The organism is Acidovorax sp. 210-6 (assembly GCF_010020825.1).
GTDB lineage: Bacteria > Pseudomonadota > Gammaproteobacteria > Burkholderiales > Burkholderiaceae_C > Simplicispira > Simplicispira sedimenti.
Window position 1 is genome coordinate 3,974,211 of sequence record NZ_JAACJE010000001.1, and the last position, 14,786, is coordinate 3,988,996.

Here is a 14,786-nt window from a genome sequence, read left to right on the forward strand (position 1 = left end):
TGATTACAGTGCACGCAACACAAAAGGGGAGCTTGATCTATACAACCCAGTTGCTGGAACCGGCCAAATCACCGATCAATGGATCGCCGACCGCACCGCCATGCTCGCCAATGTGATGCAAGCGAATGCACAAGACGTCAAAATCCCATCGAGCATCCCCGGCGCTACAGGCATGCACTACGAAGACCTTGCCAGCGGCAAGAAGATCGACATTGGTCTGCCCGACAACGTAGTAGAAAAGCGCAAAACGGTCTTTGGCGATGGCAAGTCCAATGTTCTGACCGGCAAGAAACTGCAAGACCACCTCTACGGCGGCTCCGGCGCCGACACCCTGGAAGGCAAAGACGGCGCAGACTACCTCGAAGGCGGGGCCGATGCCGACACTTACGTGCTGCAAACGGGCCTCACAGGCATAGACACCCTTGTTGACAGCGGCAGCAACACCCTCCAGGTCGACGGCAAGACCGTCTCTGGCGCCTTTGCCCAAGTGGCGGGCATGGGCGGGGACATTTACTACAGCGCAGACAAGAGCTACCAGCTGCGCAAGGCCGAGGGCGGCGTGTGGCGCCTGTCGGCCAAGAACGCAGGCACAGGGCAATACAGCGCCGTGGCCGACCTCAAGAACTGGAAGGACGGTGACTACGGCCTGTCCATCGGCGCGCCCACGCAAGAGCCCGAACGCGTGCCCGCTGTGGTGTACCCCAACAGCGTCGCCTACCTGGCCATGGACGGCGCAGCAGCACCCAAGGGCGTGACCTTTGGCGGGGGCACCAAGAGCGACAGCTTCAACGGCAGCGCCTTTGACGACGTGATCACCACTGGCGGGGGTTTGAGCAACTACGTCATGGCCTTTGCGGGCGACGACATGGTGGTGGGGGGCGATGGCAAAGACTTCATTCGCACTGGCCAGAACGCCAGCGGCCCCACGTTCAAGGACAACGACATCGCCTTTGGCGGGGAACACCGCGACGTGCTCATGGGCGGCGGGGGGGACGATCAGCTCTGGGGTGAATACATCGACAGCGCCAACGAAGCGGCCGGTGCCGACAGCGGCGAGTACGGCGACTGGGTCAGTGGCGAACTGGGCAACGACACCCTCAACGGTTCCAAAAAAGGCGACGTGCTGTTTGGCGGTGCCGGACAAGACATCGCCAAGGGCGGCGCGGGCGACGACCTGATTCTGGGGGACGGACATTACACGCCGTTCTCTAAAAGTATCGCGCTGGACTATGCGGAAAGCATTACCCAGTCCTTCATCTGGGACGATGCCAGGCAAGACATGGTGAAGGTGTCGGCAGGCAACTACGGCTTGCACCCGGTCACGGTGGCCAATGGCCAGGCCTTCAACTGGACCTGGACGCCCACCGCGCAGAACGACTACGAGCTCAAGGCCCCCGTGGGCCTGATCACCGACAAGCGCGTGGCTGCAGACGGTGGCGATGACCGCCTGTTTGGCGGTGACGGCGCTGACTGGATGGCTGGGCAGACTGGGAACGACACCCTGTTTGGCGGCGAGGGTGACGACACCATGTACGGCGATGACCTGGGCATGGCAGAGATTGACTCGGGCCAGGATCTGATGTATGGCGACGCAGGCAACGACAAGATGTATGGCGGCGCCAAGGAAGACGTGCTGGACGGCGGCCAGGGCGATGACAAGCTCTACGGCGAAGCGGGCAACGACTTTTTGCTGGGCGACGCTGGAGACGACGAGCTCTCGGGCAACGCAGGCGCGGACACCCTGGATGGCGGCGCCGGAGCCGACCGCCTGCTGGGCGGCGAGGACGACGACCAGCTGTGGGGCGCCGACGGGGATGACACCCTGGACAGCGGCGCTGGCGCAGACCTGCTGCATGGCGGACGCGGCAAAGACCAGCTGCAAGGCGGCGCAGGCGACGACACCTACCTGTTTGAAGCCGGTGACGACGCAGGCGTAGTGAGCACGGCCACCGACAGCGAGGGCAACAACACCGTGCAGCTCACGGGCGGCGCGCTCAAGGACATGCAACTGACCGGCAGCGACAGCGCCTGGCTGCTGCGCTACACCAAGGACGACAGCGTTCAACTGAACGGCAGCTTCAAGGTGCAGTGGGGCGGGCGCAGCCACACCCTGGCAGAGTTTGCCAAGGCGATTGCCGATGCCAGCAAACCCGACACCCCACCCCCGCCCGCCAACAGCGCGCCCAGCGTGGCCAAACCATTGCCAAGCGCCAGCGCCACGGAGTTGGTGCCCCTGGTGCTGTCCATCCCCGAGGCCACCTTCAGCGATCCCGATGCCAACGACAAGCTGAGCTACAGCGCCAGCCTCGTTTCGGGCGCGGCCTTGCCCTCCTGGCTGGTGTTCGATGCCGCTACGCGCACCCTGCGCGGCACACCCGACGCCAGCGCAGCCGGTACGCTGCAGCTGCGCATCACGGCCACCGATACCGGGGGGCTGAGCGCCAGCAGCGACTTTGAGCTGGCCATTGGCGATGCACCACCACCGAACCCCCACACCATCGTGGGCACCCCGGGCGACGACACCCTCAAAGGCAGCGCCGGGGCCGACACCATGCGGGGCGATGCTGGCAACGACACCCTCAAAGGCCTAGAAGGTGATGACGAACTGCACGGCGAAGACGGGCAGGACACCCTGCGCGCAGGCGACGGTGCCGACAAGCTCTATGGCGGTGCAGACGGAGATGCCCTGTACGGCGATGCGGGCGATGACGTGCTGGACGGCGGCGCGGGCAATGACACGCTGCAAGGCGGTCTGGGCAACGATACCTACCTGTTTGGGCGTGGTGACGGGCAGGACGCCCTCAAGGCCCAGAAAGACGCCACAGCGGGCAAGCTCAACACCCTGCGCTTCAAAGACGGCGTGGCCGCTGCCGACGTGCAGGTCAGCCGTGATGGCACTGCGCTGCTGCTGACCATTGCGGGCACGGGCGATAGCCTGTGGGCAGAAGGCTTCTTCAGCAGCAACAACCCCGCCAACGACAGCAACCCTCTGCAGCAGGTGCAGTTTGCCGACGGCACCGTGTGGGACCTGGCCAGCCTGACGGCCCGCGCCAGCACCGGCACCGATGCCAGCGAGGTGCTCAAGGGCACTGATGGGGCAGACACCATCTACGCGGGGGCCGGCAACGACACCTTGCAGGGCCTGGACGGTGATGACGAACTGCACGGCGAAGACGGGCAGGACACCCTGCGCGCAGGCGACGGTGCCGACAAGCTCTTTGGCGGTGCAGACGGAGATGCCCTGTACGGCGATGCGGGCGATGACGTGCTGGACGGCGGCGCGGGCAATGACACGCTGCAAGGCGGTCTGGGCAACGATACCTACCTGTTTGGGCGTGGTGACGGGCAGGACGCCCTCAAGGCCCAGAAAGACGCCACAGCGGGCAAGCTCAACACCCTGCGCTTCAAAGACGGCGTGGCCGCTGCCGACGTGCAGGTCAGCCGTGATGGCACTGCGCTGCTGCTGACCATTGCGGGCACGGGCGATAGCCTGCGGGCAGAAGGCTTCTTCAGCAGCAACAACCCCGCCAACGACAGCAACCCTCTGCAGCAGGTGCAGTTTGCCGACGGCACCGTGTGGGATCTGGCCAGCCTGACGGCCCGCGCCAGCACCGGCACCGATGCCAGCGAGGTGCTCAAGGGCACTGATGGGGCAGACACCATCTACGCGGGGGTCGGCAACGACACCTTGCAGGGCCTGGACGGTGATGACGAGTTGCATGGCGAAGACGGGCAGGACACCCTGCGCGCAGGCGACGGTGCCGACAAGCTCTATGGCGGTGCAGACGGAGATGCCCTGTACGGCGATGCGGGCGATGACGTGCTGGACGGCGGCGCGGGCAATGACACGCTGCAAGGGGGCCTGGGCAACGACACCTACCTGTTTGGGCGTGGTGACGGGCAGGATCGCATCACCGAAAACGACAACACTGCAGGCAATACCGACATGCTGCAGTTTGCAGCAGGCGTGGCAGCAGACCAGCTGTGGTTCCGGCGCGTGGGCTCCAACCTGGAGGTGAGCATCATCGGCAGCGGCGACAGCTGCACCATCAGCCAGTGGTACAGCGCAGATGCGCACCATGTGGAGCAGTTCAAGACGGCCGATGGCAAGGTGCTGCTGGACAGCCAGGTGAACAACCTGGTGCAGGCCATGGCAGCGTTTGCGCCGCCTCCTGCGGGGCAGAGCACGCTGGCGGCGGACTACCAGACGGCGCTCAATCCGGTGCTGGTTGCGAACTGGCGCTGAGCTTGGGGCACTGAGGGCCGGGCATGCTCTGGTTGGGAGCATGTCCGGCCCTCTGACGCTGGGCCTGTGCAAGCCGTCAGTTTGGCGTAGGATGCGGCCACTTTTCACTTTGATACACAGATGGAGGGACAGCCCATGGGAATGTTCGACTGGCAGGAAAAGAGCGCCGACGTGCTGGCGCAGGGCGGGGTGATCGGGCCGCATGAGCGGCTGCCCTGGCCGCAGACGGCGGTGATGGGTGTGCAGCACGTGATTGCGATGTTCGGCGCCACGGTGCTGGCGCCCATCCTGATGGGCTTTGACCCGAACCTGGCCATTTTGATGAGCGGCATCGGCACGCTGATCTTCTTCCTCATCACCGGCGGCAAGGTGCCCAGTTACCTGGGTTCGAGCTTCGCCTTCATCGGCGTGGTGATCGCTGCCACGGCCTACGCGGGCAAGGGGCCGAATGCCAACATCGGCGTGGCGCTGGGCGGCATCATCGCCTGCGGCCTGGTCTATACCGTGATCGGCGCCATCGTGCAGATGGTGGGCACGGGCTGGATCGAGCGCTTCATGCCACCCGTGGTCACGGGCTCGGTGGTGGCCGTGATCGGCCTGAACCTGGCCGGCATTCCCATCAAGAACATGGCGGCCAGCAACTTCGACAGCTGGATGCAGGCCGTGACCTTTGTCTGCGTCGGCCTGGTGGCCGTGCTCACGCGCGGCATGGTGCAGCGCCTCTTGATTCTGGTGGGCCTGATCGTGGCCAGCCTGATTTACGCCCTGCTCACCAACGGCATGGGCCTGGGCAAGCCCCTGGACCTGACGGCCCTGGCCAACGCACCCTGGTTCGGCATGCCCGGCTTCGCCGCGCCCGTGTTCAGCGGCCCGGCCATGCTCTTGATCGCCCCGGTGGCCATCATTTTGGTGGCTGAGAACCTGGGCCACATCAAGGCCGTGACGGCCATGACCGGCCAGAACCTGGACCAGTACATGGGCCGCGCCTTCATCGGCGACGGCATCGCCACCATGGTCAGCGGCGGCGCAGGCGGCACCGGGGTGACCACCTACGCCGAGAACATCGGCGTGATGGCCGCGACCAAGATCTACTCCACCGCCGTGTTCCTGACGGCAGCGCTGATCGCGGTGCTGCTGGGCTTCTCGCCCAAATTCGGCGCCGTGATCCAGACCATCCCGCTACCGGTGATGGGCGGCGTGTCCATCGTGGTCTTCGGCCTGATTGCCGTGGCCGGCGCCAAGATCTGGGTGGACAACAAGGTGGACTTCTCGCAGAACAAGAACCTCATCGTGGCCGCCATCACGCTCATCCTGGGCACGGGCGACTTCACGCTGAAGTTCGGCGACTTTGCGCTGGGCGGCATCGGCACCGCCACGTTTGGCGCGATCGTGCTGTACGCGCTGTTGAACCGGGACAAGGCCTGAGGCATTGCGAACACCGACCAGCCCGCCCACGGGCAACAAAAAAGCGGCCGTGGCCGCTTTTTTGTTGGTTTGGCTCTGGTGACGCCGTTCAGGCCAGGAACCTGCCCGCCGGCCCCAGAACGCCCAGGTCGATGTAGCGCGAGCCTACGTACGGCGCCTGGCCGCTGTAGTCCACCACAAAGCCGCCCATGTCCCAGTTGCGGATGCCTGCCAGGGCGCTGCGCAACTTGGCGCGCGTGGGGTCGTTGCCAGCACGCTCCAGGCCTTCGGCGAGCACGCGCATGTTGACGTAGCCCTCCAGGCTGCCCAGGTTGAAATCGTTCTGGCCGCGCGCCTTCATGGCCGCCTGGTAGTCGCGCACCACGGCCGTCTTGCCCTTGTTCGGGTCGGGCATGACCATGGTGACGGCCAGGCCGCCACCGGCGTCGCCCAGCTGGCGGAAACCTTCGCTGGTCAGAGTGGCGCTGACGCCCGCCATCAGCACACCGGGCAGGGTCTTTTTCAGGCCGCGCACCAGCGGTACGGTGGCCGAGCCGGCCGTGGCCAGCAGCACAGCGGCCGGGCGGGCGTTGCCCACCTGGCCCAGGACGGCGTCCAGGTTCTTGCCGTCGGTGGACAGCGCGGCCTGCACCGTGGCCTTGCCCCTGGCTGCGGCCAGCGCGCGGTTGGCATCCTCCAGCAGCTCGCGGCCGTAGGGGTTGTCCAGAAAGACCACGCCGATGTCCTTGACGCCCATGCCCACCAGGCGTTGCACCAGGCGCTGCACTTCATCGGTGTAGCTGGCGCGCACGTGGAAGACGTTGCGGGCATTCTTGCGCAGCGAGGAGGCGCCGGTGAGCGGCGCCACATAGGGCATGCCCGCTTCTTCCACCACGGGCAGGATGGCGGTGTTGTTGGGCGTGCCCACGCACGACAGCAGCGCAAAGGCCGAGCCCTGGCCGATCATCTGTTTGACGTTGTCGATGGTGCGCTGGGGCACATAGCCGTCGTCCACCATGTGCAGTTGCAGGGCGCGGCCGTTCACGCCGCCGCGTGCGTTGATCTGGGCGATGGCCGCCTCGGCGCCCTGGCGCAGGTCGGTGCCAAAACCGGCCAGCGGGCCGCTGAGGGCGGCCGAGCAGCCGATGGTGAGCGACTTGCCACTGATGCCGCCCTCCTGGGCAAGGGCATTGCGCACAAAGGCGGGGGCCGCAAGGGCAGTGGCGGCGTAAGAGACAAACTGGCGACGTTGCACGGAATAGGCTCCGGATATAAAGGGGGGTGTGGGGTGGCCCGGGTCGGCACGCCTGCGCTGCGGCCAAGGGCCGGGGCGGCGCCCGACATTCGGGTAAACCCTGGATTCTGATGACATTTGCATGACAGCGGTAGAGGCCGCTCTCCATAACCCATGCCAATCTGGAAAAAACCCATCTCCCTGGAACTGCTCAACCAGACCAATGACCGCACAGCGGCCACCCACCTGGGCATCGAAATCACCGAAGTCGGCGACGACTTCCTGCGCGGGCGTGTGCCCGTGGACGAGCGCACACGCCAGCCGTTCGGCATCCTGCACGGTGGGGTGAGCGTGGTGCTCGCCGAGACGCTGGGCTCGATCGGTGCCTTCTACGCCTGCCCCGAGGGCCACCGCGGCGTGGGGCTGGACATCAACGCCAACCACATCCGCGCTGCCAGCAGCGGCTGGGTAACGGGCACGGCGCGCGCCGTGCACATCGGGCGCACCACGCAGGTGTGGCAGATCGACATGGTCAACGATGCGGGCGAGCTGACCTGTGTCTCGCGCATCACCATGGCGATCCTGGCGCCAAAATAAGAGGCAACCCCCTGTGGCGCTGCGCGCCTTCCCCTTCTCTCGCCCCGCTGCGCGGGTCGGGAAGGGGGGACGCCACCAGCGCGGCGGGGCGGCCCTTGCGCGGTGGTTCTAGTGGGTGGGGGGGAGCATGCCCTGCTTCGGGGATGGCGCGCGGGTTTTGACGGAATTAGGCTCTAGCGCCCGCCCGTCAAGCGCTGATAGCTATTGTTTTTATAGCATTATTCGCTGTCGGTGTCTGCGCTGCGCGCCAGGCGCTCGCTCTTCCAGTACACGTCGTCGCCGCCGTCCATGCGGTTGAGCACGCGCGCGAGCACGAACATCAGGTCCGACAGGCGGTTGAGGTAGTGGCGCGGCGCCTCGCGCACGGCCTCCTGCGCGCCCAGGGCCACCACGGCGCGTTCGGCGCGGCGCGCCACGGTGCGGCAAACATGGGCCTGCGCGGCAGCGCGTGTGCCAGCGGGCAGGATGAACTCCTGCAGGCGCGGCAGCTGGGCGTTGTGTTCCTGCAGGGCTTCGTCCAGCTGCAGCACCGCCGATTCCTGCAGCAGCGCAAACCCCGGAATCGACAGCTCGCCCCCCAGGTTGAACAGCTGGTGCTGCACGTCGATGAGCAGCTCGCGCACGCCGCCGGGCAAGGGTTCGCACAGCAGCAGACCGATGTGTGAGTTGAGCTCGTCCACATCACCCATGGCCGCGATGCGCGGGTGGAATTTGGGCACGCGCGTGTTGTCGCCCAGGCCGGTGCTGCCGTCGTCGCCGGTACGCGTGGCGATCTGTGTGAGTCGTTTGCCCATGGTGTCTGTGGTGTCTGGATTTGCCTGGCCCCGGATTGTGCGCCAGCGGCAATACCCCTGTCTGCGTCGCAGCCCACACGCTTTTTTACGCGGCGCACCCAAATGTTGGTGCAGGCAACAGCAGGCAAAAGTGCTGGATCGCTGCGCCTTGTTGCAGTGCAATGAAGGCCTGTTCCACTTTTGCAAAGGATGACCTCCATGCACTCCATGACCCAACGACGCCCCCATGCCCCCGTGTCGGCACAGCGCACGCTGCACGCCTTTGACCTGCGCAGTGTGATGCTGCTGACCGCCCTGACCCTGGGCGGCTCCCCGGCACTGTACGCACAGACGGCACCTGCCCCCAAGCCCTCCATCACCCTCAACCAAAGCGCGGGCAACGCCCCGAAGCCCGTACCGGGCGCGGGAGCGGAGACTGCGCAATCCTCCGCCGCCAGTGCCGCGTTTGACCGGGCGGACGCCAACGCCGATGGCAAGCTCAGCCCCCAGGAAGCGCAGCAGCTGCCTGCCATCGGCAACCGCTTCGAGCAGCTCGACAGCAACCGCGACGGCTTCCTCTCACGCCCGGAGTTCGAGGCGGGCGCTCGCTCCTGATGCCCCTGGGCACAGCCTGACAAAGGCATGACGGCCGGTGGTCCGGCCAGGGGGGCGGTGGTATTCTGGAACGGCCTTTTTTCGGAGACCCACCCATGCACGCCAGCGCCCCCCCTTTGCAAGCCCACGTCACCGAGCGCCCTGCGCCCCAGGCCTTGCTCGATGCGCTGGCGCAGCGCTTTGGTGCACAGTATTCCTGCGCCCTGGCCGTGCGCGAGCAGCATGGGCGCGACGAGGGCTCCATCCAGGCCCCACCGCCTGCCGCCGTGGTCTTTGCCGAGAGTACGCGGGACGTGCAGGACGCTGTGCGCCTGGCCGCGCAGCACAACGTGCCGGTCATTCCGTACGCCGCCGGCTCCTCGCTCGAAGGCCACCTGCTGGCCGTGCAGGGCGGCATCAGCATCGACGTGAACCGCATGAACCGGGTGCTGAGCGTGAACGCCGAGGACCTGACGGTGACGGTGCAGCCCGGCATCACTCGCAAGCAGCTCAACGACAGCATCAAGGACACCGGCCTGTTCTTTCCCATCGACCCCGGCGCCGACGCCAGCATTGGCGGCATGGCCGCCACACGCGCCAGCGGCACCAACGCCGTGCGCTACGGCACGATGCGCGAGAACGTGCTCGCGCTGGAGGTGGTCACCGCCAGCGGAGACGCCATCCGCACCGGCACGCGCGCCAAGAAGAGCAGCGCGGGCTACGACCTCACGCGCCTGATGGTGGGCAGCGAGGGCACGCTGGGCATCATGACCGAGCTGACCATCCGGCTCTACCCGCTGCCCGAGGCGATCTCGGCAGCCGTGTGCTCCTTCCCCTCGGTGGGCGACGCGGTGCGCTGCACCATCCAGATCATTCAGCTCGGCGTGCCGATCGCGCGCGTGGAGCTGATCGACGCCAACACCGTGCGCGCCGTGAACGCACATTCCAAGCTCAGCCTGCGCGAAGAGCCCATGCTTCTCATGGAGTTCCACGGCTCGCCCGCCAGCGTGAAAGAGCAGGCCGAGACCGTGCAGGACCTCGCGGCCGAGCACGGCGGCAATGCCTTTGAATGGGCCAGCACGCCCGAAGAGCGCACGCGCCTGTGGAGCGCGCGCCACATGGCCTATTTCGCGGGCCTGCAGACACGCCCGGGCTGCACCGCCATCACCACCGACGCCTGCGTACCGATCTCGCAGCTGGCCACCGCCGTGCTCGACAGCGTGCAGGAAGCCGAGGCCAGCGGCATCCCCTACTTCATGGTCGGCCACGTGGGCGACGGCAACTTCCACATGGGCTACCTGATCGACCCGGCCAGTTCGGAGGAACGCGCCCAGGCCGAGCAGCTCAACCACCAGCTCGTCGCACGCGCGCTGCGCCTGGGCGGCACCTGCACCGGTGAGCACGGCGTGGGCATCCACAAGATGGGCTTTTTGCGGGAGGAAGCTGGCGATGGCGCGGTGGACATGATGCGCGCCATCAAGCAGGCGCTGGACCCGAAGAACATCCTCAATCCGGGCAAGATCTTCGTGCTCTGACCTCTGCCCATGCGCTATTTACTTGATAGCATCAGACGCCCGTTGCTATTGAGCTCCAGCCGAATTTTGCAAAAATTCGGCTGGGCGATCCATCAGCTGCCAAACAGCTTGTTCGCCGTCTCCGCCACCAGACGGCCCTGGTAGCGGGCGCCGTCGAGCTCGATGGCGCTGGGCTGTCGCTGGCCCTGTCCGCCGGCGATGGTGGTGGCGCCGTAGGGGCTGCCGCCGACCACTTCGTCGAGCGTCATCTGACCCTGGAAACTGTAGGGCAGGCCCACGATGACCATGCCGAAGTGCATCAGGTTGGTAATGATGGAAAACAGCGTCACTTCCTGGCCGCCGTGCTGCGTGGCCGTGGAGGTGAAGGCCGCGCCCACCTTGCCATTGAGCGCACCGCGCGCCCACAGGCCGCCGGCCTGGTCGAGAAAGCTGGCCATCTGCGAGGGCATGCGGCCAAAGCGGGTGGGGGCGCCGACGATGATGGCGTCGTAGTGCTCCAGCTCGGCCACGGTGGCCACGGGCGCGGCCTGGTCGAGCTTGAAATGGGCATTCTTGGCAATGTCGTGCGGCACCGTCTCAGGCACGCGCTTGACATCCACCGAGGCGCCCGTGGAGCGCGCGCCTTCGGCCACCGCCTGCGCCATGGTCTCCAGATGGCCGTAGGTCGAGTAATACAGAACGAGGACTTTGGACATATGCGAGCCTCCATGAGGTGAACGCCTGCAGAACGGCAGGCACGCTGGCGGGAGGGACGTTCTTCCGGGGCCCGCCGATCTACGGTGCGCAGACCTCGGCCATCGTATTCCGATTGCCGGTTTCGTGCAGGGCTTTCGCGGCCTCGCGCCGGACCATCGCCGAGAGCGCGCGCACATGGTCGTCCTCGATGCCCAGCAGGTCGAGTTGCTCGTCCAGCTGGTCGAGGTAGGCGCGGTTGCTGCCGATGCTGCCGCAGGCGCTGGCAATGATGGCCGCCGTGTCTTCCAGCGAAAGCTCGCCACGGTACTGCGGGTGGGCGGAGTTGGCCGTGAGCACCAGCGCCTCGATGCGGCCCTGCGGCGTGTCCAGCGGCAACAGGGCCGGGCAGTAGCCGCCGCGGATCATCTCGCGCCGCCACAGCAGGCGCGACTCCGCCTCCACCAACGTGTGGTGGATACGGAACGCCAGGCCATGGCATACGCCCGCACAAGGCAGCAGCGTCAGCACCAGGCCGGGGCAATTGGTCGTGCCACGCCCAATCGTGGTGGCCAAGGCAAAGCGGCGCGCAAAGCCGTCGAGACTTGCCCGGCGCACTTCCTGGAAGTGGATGCCGGGGTTCCACATCAGCGAGCCGTAGCCAAAGACCCAGAGGTCTTCGCCGCCGATGTCGGCCAGTACGGCCTGGCGCGAGCGCTCGACGTCTGCATCGGGCAGACGCCAGTCATCGGGCAAGCCCTGCGCACGCGCCTGCGCATCCCAGGCAGCCAGCACCTCATCGGTCAGGCGCAACCCCGAAGCCTCGGGCGGCGTGATGCGCCCCTCCAGCTCTGGCAGGTGCATGAAGGCTTGCGGGGTCATGGGGCTCTATGGCGAATGGCGACGCGGGATGTGCGACTGACGATCAGCTGCGGTCGCCAATGGCGATCTGGCGCAGGCGTGCCGCCTGTACGGCCTGGGCCTGGACGCTGGCGCGCTCCACGATGGACGGTGCCGCGTTCGATTCGACGGCAGCGAAGTTCTTGAACTGCGTGACCGCCTGGGCCGCTTCGGCCTGCACTTCGGCACGGCTGCGGGTGGACTGGACGCGGGCTTCGAAATCAGCGCCATACAGTTCGCTGGCCTGGGCGCCCAGGGCGGTGAAAGCAGCGGCGGCGGCGACGGAGAGGATGCGGACGGTGGAGTTCATGGTGGTTTCCTTGAAGAGTGAGGGGAGTGAAATCAATCAACGGTGGTGGAGGCGGTGGGTTGTGTCGTCTTCACCATGGACTCAACTGTAAATTGCATCCAATGATAGATAAATAGGCTATTGAAGCACTCACTGTTCCAAAAATAATCACAATACAAGAATGCCACGCGTTGCCGTGCCACCTTTCCCAGGCCTGCGGAAGACAAGCTGAAGCCCCGCGCCCTGGCCAGAATTTGCCGTCAGGCAGCCTGCGCCTGGCGCCGCGCCAGCCCGCCCCCCACCAGCGCCGCCGACACCACGCCCAGCGCCAGCGTGAGCGCCGCGCCATGAAAGATGCCACCCGTCAGCCCCCGGTCGAGCATCGCCCCGAACACCGGTGCCGCCAGTGCAAAGCCCAGGTCCAGCCCTGAGTACACCGTGCCATACACCCTGCCCGTGGCGCCGGGTGGTGCGGCGCGCTTGATGAGCATGTCGCGCGACGGACCGGCCAGGCCCGTGCCCAGGCCCGCCAACGACGCCAGGGCCAGGGCAACCATGCTGGGCAAGGCACCGCTGCCCACCAGCACCAGCAGCACCGCCGACGCCATGAGGCAGATACCGATGATCTTCTCCAGCCGCTGCACGCGGCCCACCAGGAAGCCGCCCACCACCATGCCCGCCGCGCCGCACAGCATGTAGCCCGTAACGACCAAGGCCGTGGCGCTGAGCGGCAGGCCGTACATCTGCTGCAGCGCCGGGCTGGCAAAGCTCTGGATGGCACTCAGGGCGCAGGTGCTCCAGAAGAAGAACGAGAAGCACAGCCACACCGAGGGCAGGCGCAGGAAGGCCATGGGGTGCTCGGCCGGGGCGCCAGCGCCGCCCTGGGCCTGGTGCGCCCAGGCGCCCTGGCGGTCGTCGATGGCGTCGCGCTGCCACAGCAGCAGCGCCAGCACGCTGCCCGCGAGCACGGCCGCCGCCAGTGCCGCCGTGCGCCACGACCCGGTGGCCGTGGCAATGCCCGCCAGGAACACCGGCGCCGCCGCCCAGCCCAGGTTGCCGCTGATGCCATGCACCGAGAAGCCATGCCCCAGCCGCTGGGGCGAGACGCGCTTGTTCAGGATGGTGAAGTCCACCGGGTGAAAGGGCGCGTTGCCCAGCCCGGCCAGTGCCGCCGCGAGCATGAGCCCGGTGTAGCCCTGCGCGAACCCGGCCGCCAGCGCCGCCAGCGTGAAGCAGCACAGCGCGAGGAACAGCACCGGGCGCGCACCCACGCGGTCCACCACAAAGCCCGCGAGCGCCTGCCCCACGCCGGAGATGACGAAGAACACCGACACCAGCAGCCCCAACTCGGAATAGCTCAGGTGGAACTCCTGGATCAGCCAGGGGAACAGCGGCGGCAGCAGCATGTGGAAGAAATGCGAGGTGCCGTGCGCCAGGCCGATGAGGCCGATGGTGCGCGCGTCCTTGCGCAGGGGGGTGGGGGCGTTCGTGCCCGCGGTGGTCGTGGTCATGGCAGGCATCTTAGGCAGAAGACATGCGGCGCGTTTACGATAGTCTGCCAATTTCTATCGCCAATATGCCAAACCGTCCCGATGTCCCCACCAGCGACATGCCCCCGCGCCCGGGGCGGGCGCTGTCCTACGTGGGCTCGCTCACGCCCCACCTGTTCGTGCCCAGCCGCGAGCGCCCCGTGCGCGCCAAGGCGCGCCAGCTCGCCGCCGACACGCAGGTGATGCCGCACAGCCACCCCTGGGCGCAGGTGGCCATCTCGACCACGGGCGTGATCCGCCTCACGGTGGACCGCGGCACCTACATCGTGCCGCCCTCGCGCGCGCTGTGGATTCCACCGGGTGTGGAGCACGCGGTGACCATGGTCGAATCAGCCGACCTGCGCACGCTGTATTTCCACCAGCCACGCGGGCGCTGCGGCCCCGGCGCCCTGGGAGGTGGCAGCGCCGACCGCGCCGGGCAGGCCGCCTGGCGCCAGTGCCGGGTGCTGGAGGTGTCCGAGCTGCTGCGCGCCCTGGTGCGCGAGATGCCCACGGCGCCCGACGACAGCCCACCGCTCACGCCCGCCGAGCTGCTGCGCGAGCGCCACCTGAGCGCCCTGATCCGCGACGAGCTGGCCCGCGCCAACGCCGTGAAGCTGGGCGTGGATCTGCCCCACGACAAGCGCCTGCGCCACCTCTGCGAGGCCGTGCTGGCCGACCCCACGCGCCACGAAACCCTGGCCGCCTGGGCCCGGGACACAGGCGCCAGCCCGCGCACCGTGGCGCGCCTGTTCCGCCAGGAGCTGGGCAGCACCTTCACGCAGTGGCGCCAGCAGGTGGTGCTGGCCAAGGCGGTGTCGCTGGCCGCCGGGCGCCGGCCCATGGGACAGATCGCCGCCGAGCTGGGCTACAGCCCCAGCGCCTTCAGCGCCATGGTGCGCCGGGCCCTCGGGCAACCGCCCGGGCGATTTCTGGGTCAGCAGCGCCCGCCGGCCTGACGCGGGGTGCCGCGTTGACTTGTATCAATGCAACCGAGGGCCAGCCGAGCAGAA

At 67.1% G+C, this 14,786-nt stretch carries 12 protein-coding genes; 6 read left to right on the plus strand and 6 right to left on the minus strand.

Annotation, left to right across the window (positions count from 1 at the left end; all coding sequences use genetic code 11):
- The first annotated feature begins 100 nt into the window (after positions 1-100).
- Both GWK50_RS18465 and GWK50_RS18470 read left to right on the plus strand, forming a co-directional pair.
- The gene (locus GWK50_RS18465; RefSeq protein ID WP_162017811.1) at positions 101-4,246 is read left to right on the plus strand and encodes a calcium-binding protein; all 4,146 of its coding nucleotides are present in this window, start codon (positions 101-103) and stop codon (positions 4,244-4,246) included.
- A gap of 135 nt (positions 4,247-4,381) precedes the next feature.
- Positions 4,382-5,671 (plus strand): solute carrier family 23 protein, encoded by a 1,290-nt coding sequence (locus GWK50_RS18470; protein ID WP_162017812.1) that lies wholly within the window; start codon positions 4,382-4,384, stop codon positions 5,669-5,671.
- 88 nt (positions 5,672-5,759) lie between these two features.
- On the opposite strand, the gene GWK50_RS18475 is transcribed toward GWK50_RS18470, so the two are convergent.
- Positions 5,760-6,905, minus strand: a complete 1,146-nt coding sequence (locus tag GWK50_RS18475; RefSeq protein WP_197905036.1) for an ABC transporter substrate-binding protein — start codon at positions 6,903-6,905, stop codon at positions 5,760-5,762.
- 153 nt (positions 6,906-7,058) lie between these two features.
- Between GWK50_RS18475 and GWK50_RS18480 the strand changes: the two genes are divergently transcribed.
- Positions 7,059-7,481: a hotdog fold thioesterase gene (locus tag GWK50_RS18480; protein ID WP_162017814.1), complete on the plus strand. Its 423-nt coding sequence runs from the start codon at positions 7,059-7,061 to the stop codon at positions 7,479-7,481.
- A gap of 218 nt (positions 7,482-7,699) precedes the next feature.
- On the opposite strand, the gene GWK50_RS18485 is transcribed toward GWK50_RS18480, so the two are convergent.
- The gene (locus tag GWK50_RS18485) at positions 7,700-8,275 is read right to left on the minus strand and encodes a cob(I)yrinic acid a,c-diamide adenosyltransferase (protein WP_162017815.1); all 576 of its coding nucleotides are present in this window, start codon (positions 8,273-8,275) and stop codon (positions 7,700-7,702) included.
- A 207-nt stretch (positions 8,276-8,482) separates the two neighbouring features.
- On the opposite strand from GWK50_RS18485, the gene GWK50_RS18490 reads away from it, so the two are divergent.
- Both GWK50_RS18490 and GWK50_RS18495 read left to right on the plus strand, forming a co-directional pair.
- On the plus strand, positions 8,483-8,869 hold the full coding sequence (locus tag GWK50_RS18490; protein WP_162017816.1) for an EF-hand domain-containing protein: 387 nt from the start codon (positions 8,483-8,485) through the stop codon (positions 8,867-8,869).
- A gap of 95 nt (positions 8,870-8,964) precedes the next feature.
- The gene (locus GWK50_RS18495; RefSeq protein ID WP_162017817.1) at positions 8,965-10,383 is read left to right on the plus strand and encodes an FAD-linked oxidase C-terminal domain-containing protein; all 1,419 of its coding nucleotides are present in this window, start codon (positions 8,965-8,967) and stop codon (positions 10,381-10,383) included.
- 92 nt (positions 10,384-10,475) lie between these two features.
- Here the strand turns inward: GWK50_RS18495 and wrbA are convergent, their stop codons facing one another.
- The 4 genes from wrbA to GWK50_RS18515 all read right to left on the minus strand — a co-directional run bounded on the left by wrbA (position 10,476) and on the right by GWK50_RS18515 (position 13,755).
- Positions 10,476-11,078 carry an NAD(P)H:quinone oxidoreductase gene (wrbA, locus tag GWK50_RS18500; RefSeq protein ID WP_162017818.1) on the minus strand — a complete coding sequence of 201 codons (603 nt, stop codon included), beginning with the start codon at positions 11,076-11,078 and terminating at the stop codon, positions 10,476-10,478.
- A 79-nt stretch (positions 11,079-11,157) separates the two neighbouring features.
- Complete coding sequence (locus tag GWK50_RS18505) at positions 11,158-11,937, minus strand: gamma-glutamylcyclotransferase (protein WP_162017819.1); 780 nt, start codon at positions 11,935-11,937, stop codon at positions 11,158-11,160.
- A 43-nt stretch (positions 11,938-11,980) separates the two neighbouring features.
- Entirely contained in the window at positions 11,981-12,265 is a 285-nt protein-coding gene (locus GWK50_RS18510) for a DUF4148 domain-containing protein (protein ID WP_162017820.1), read from the minus strand.
- A gap of 239 nt (positions 12,266-12,504) precedes the next feature.
- On the minus strand, positions 12,505-13,755 hold the full coding sequence (locus GWK50_RS18515; RefSeq protein ID WP_162017821.1) for an MFS transporter: 1,251 nt from the start codon (positions 13,753-13,755) through the stop codon (positions 12,505-12,507).
- A 65-nt stretch (positions 13,756-13,820) separates the two neighbouring features.
- On the opposite strand from GWK50_RS18515, the gene GWK50_RS18520 reads away from it, so the two are divergent.
- Positions 13,821-14,732 (plus strand): helix-turn-helix transcriptional regulator, encoded by a 912-nt coding sequence (locus GWK50_RS18520; protein WP_162017822.1) that lies wholly within the window; start codon positions 13,821-13,823, stop codon positions 14,730-14,732.
- Positions 14,733-14,786 lie beyond the last annotated feature (54 nt).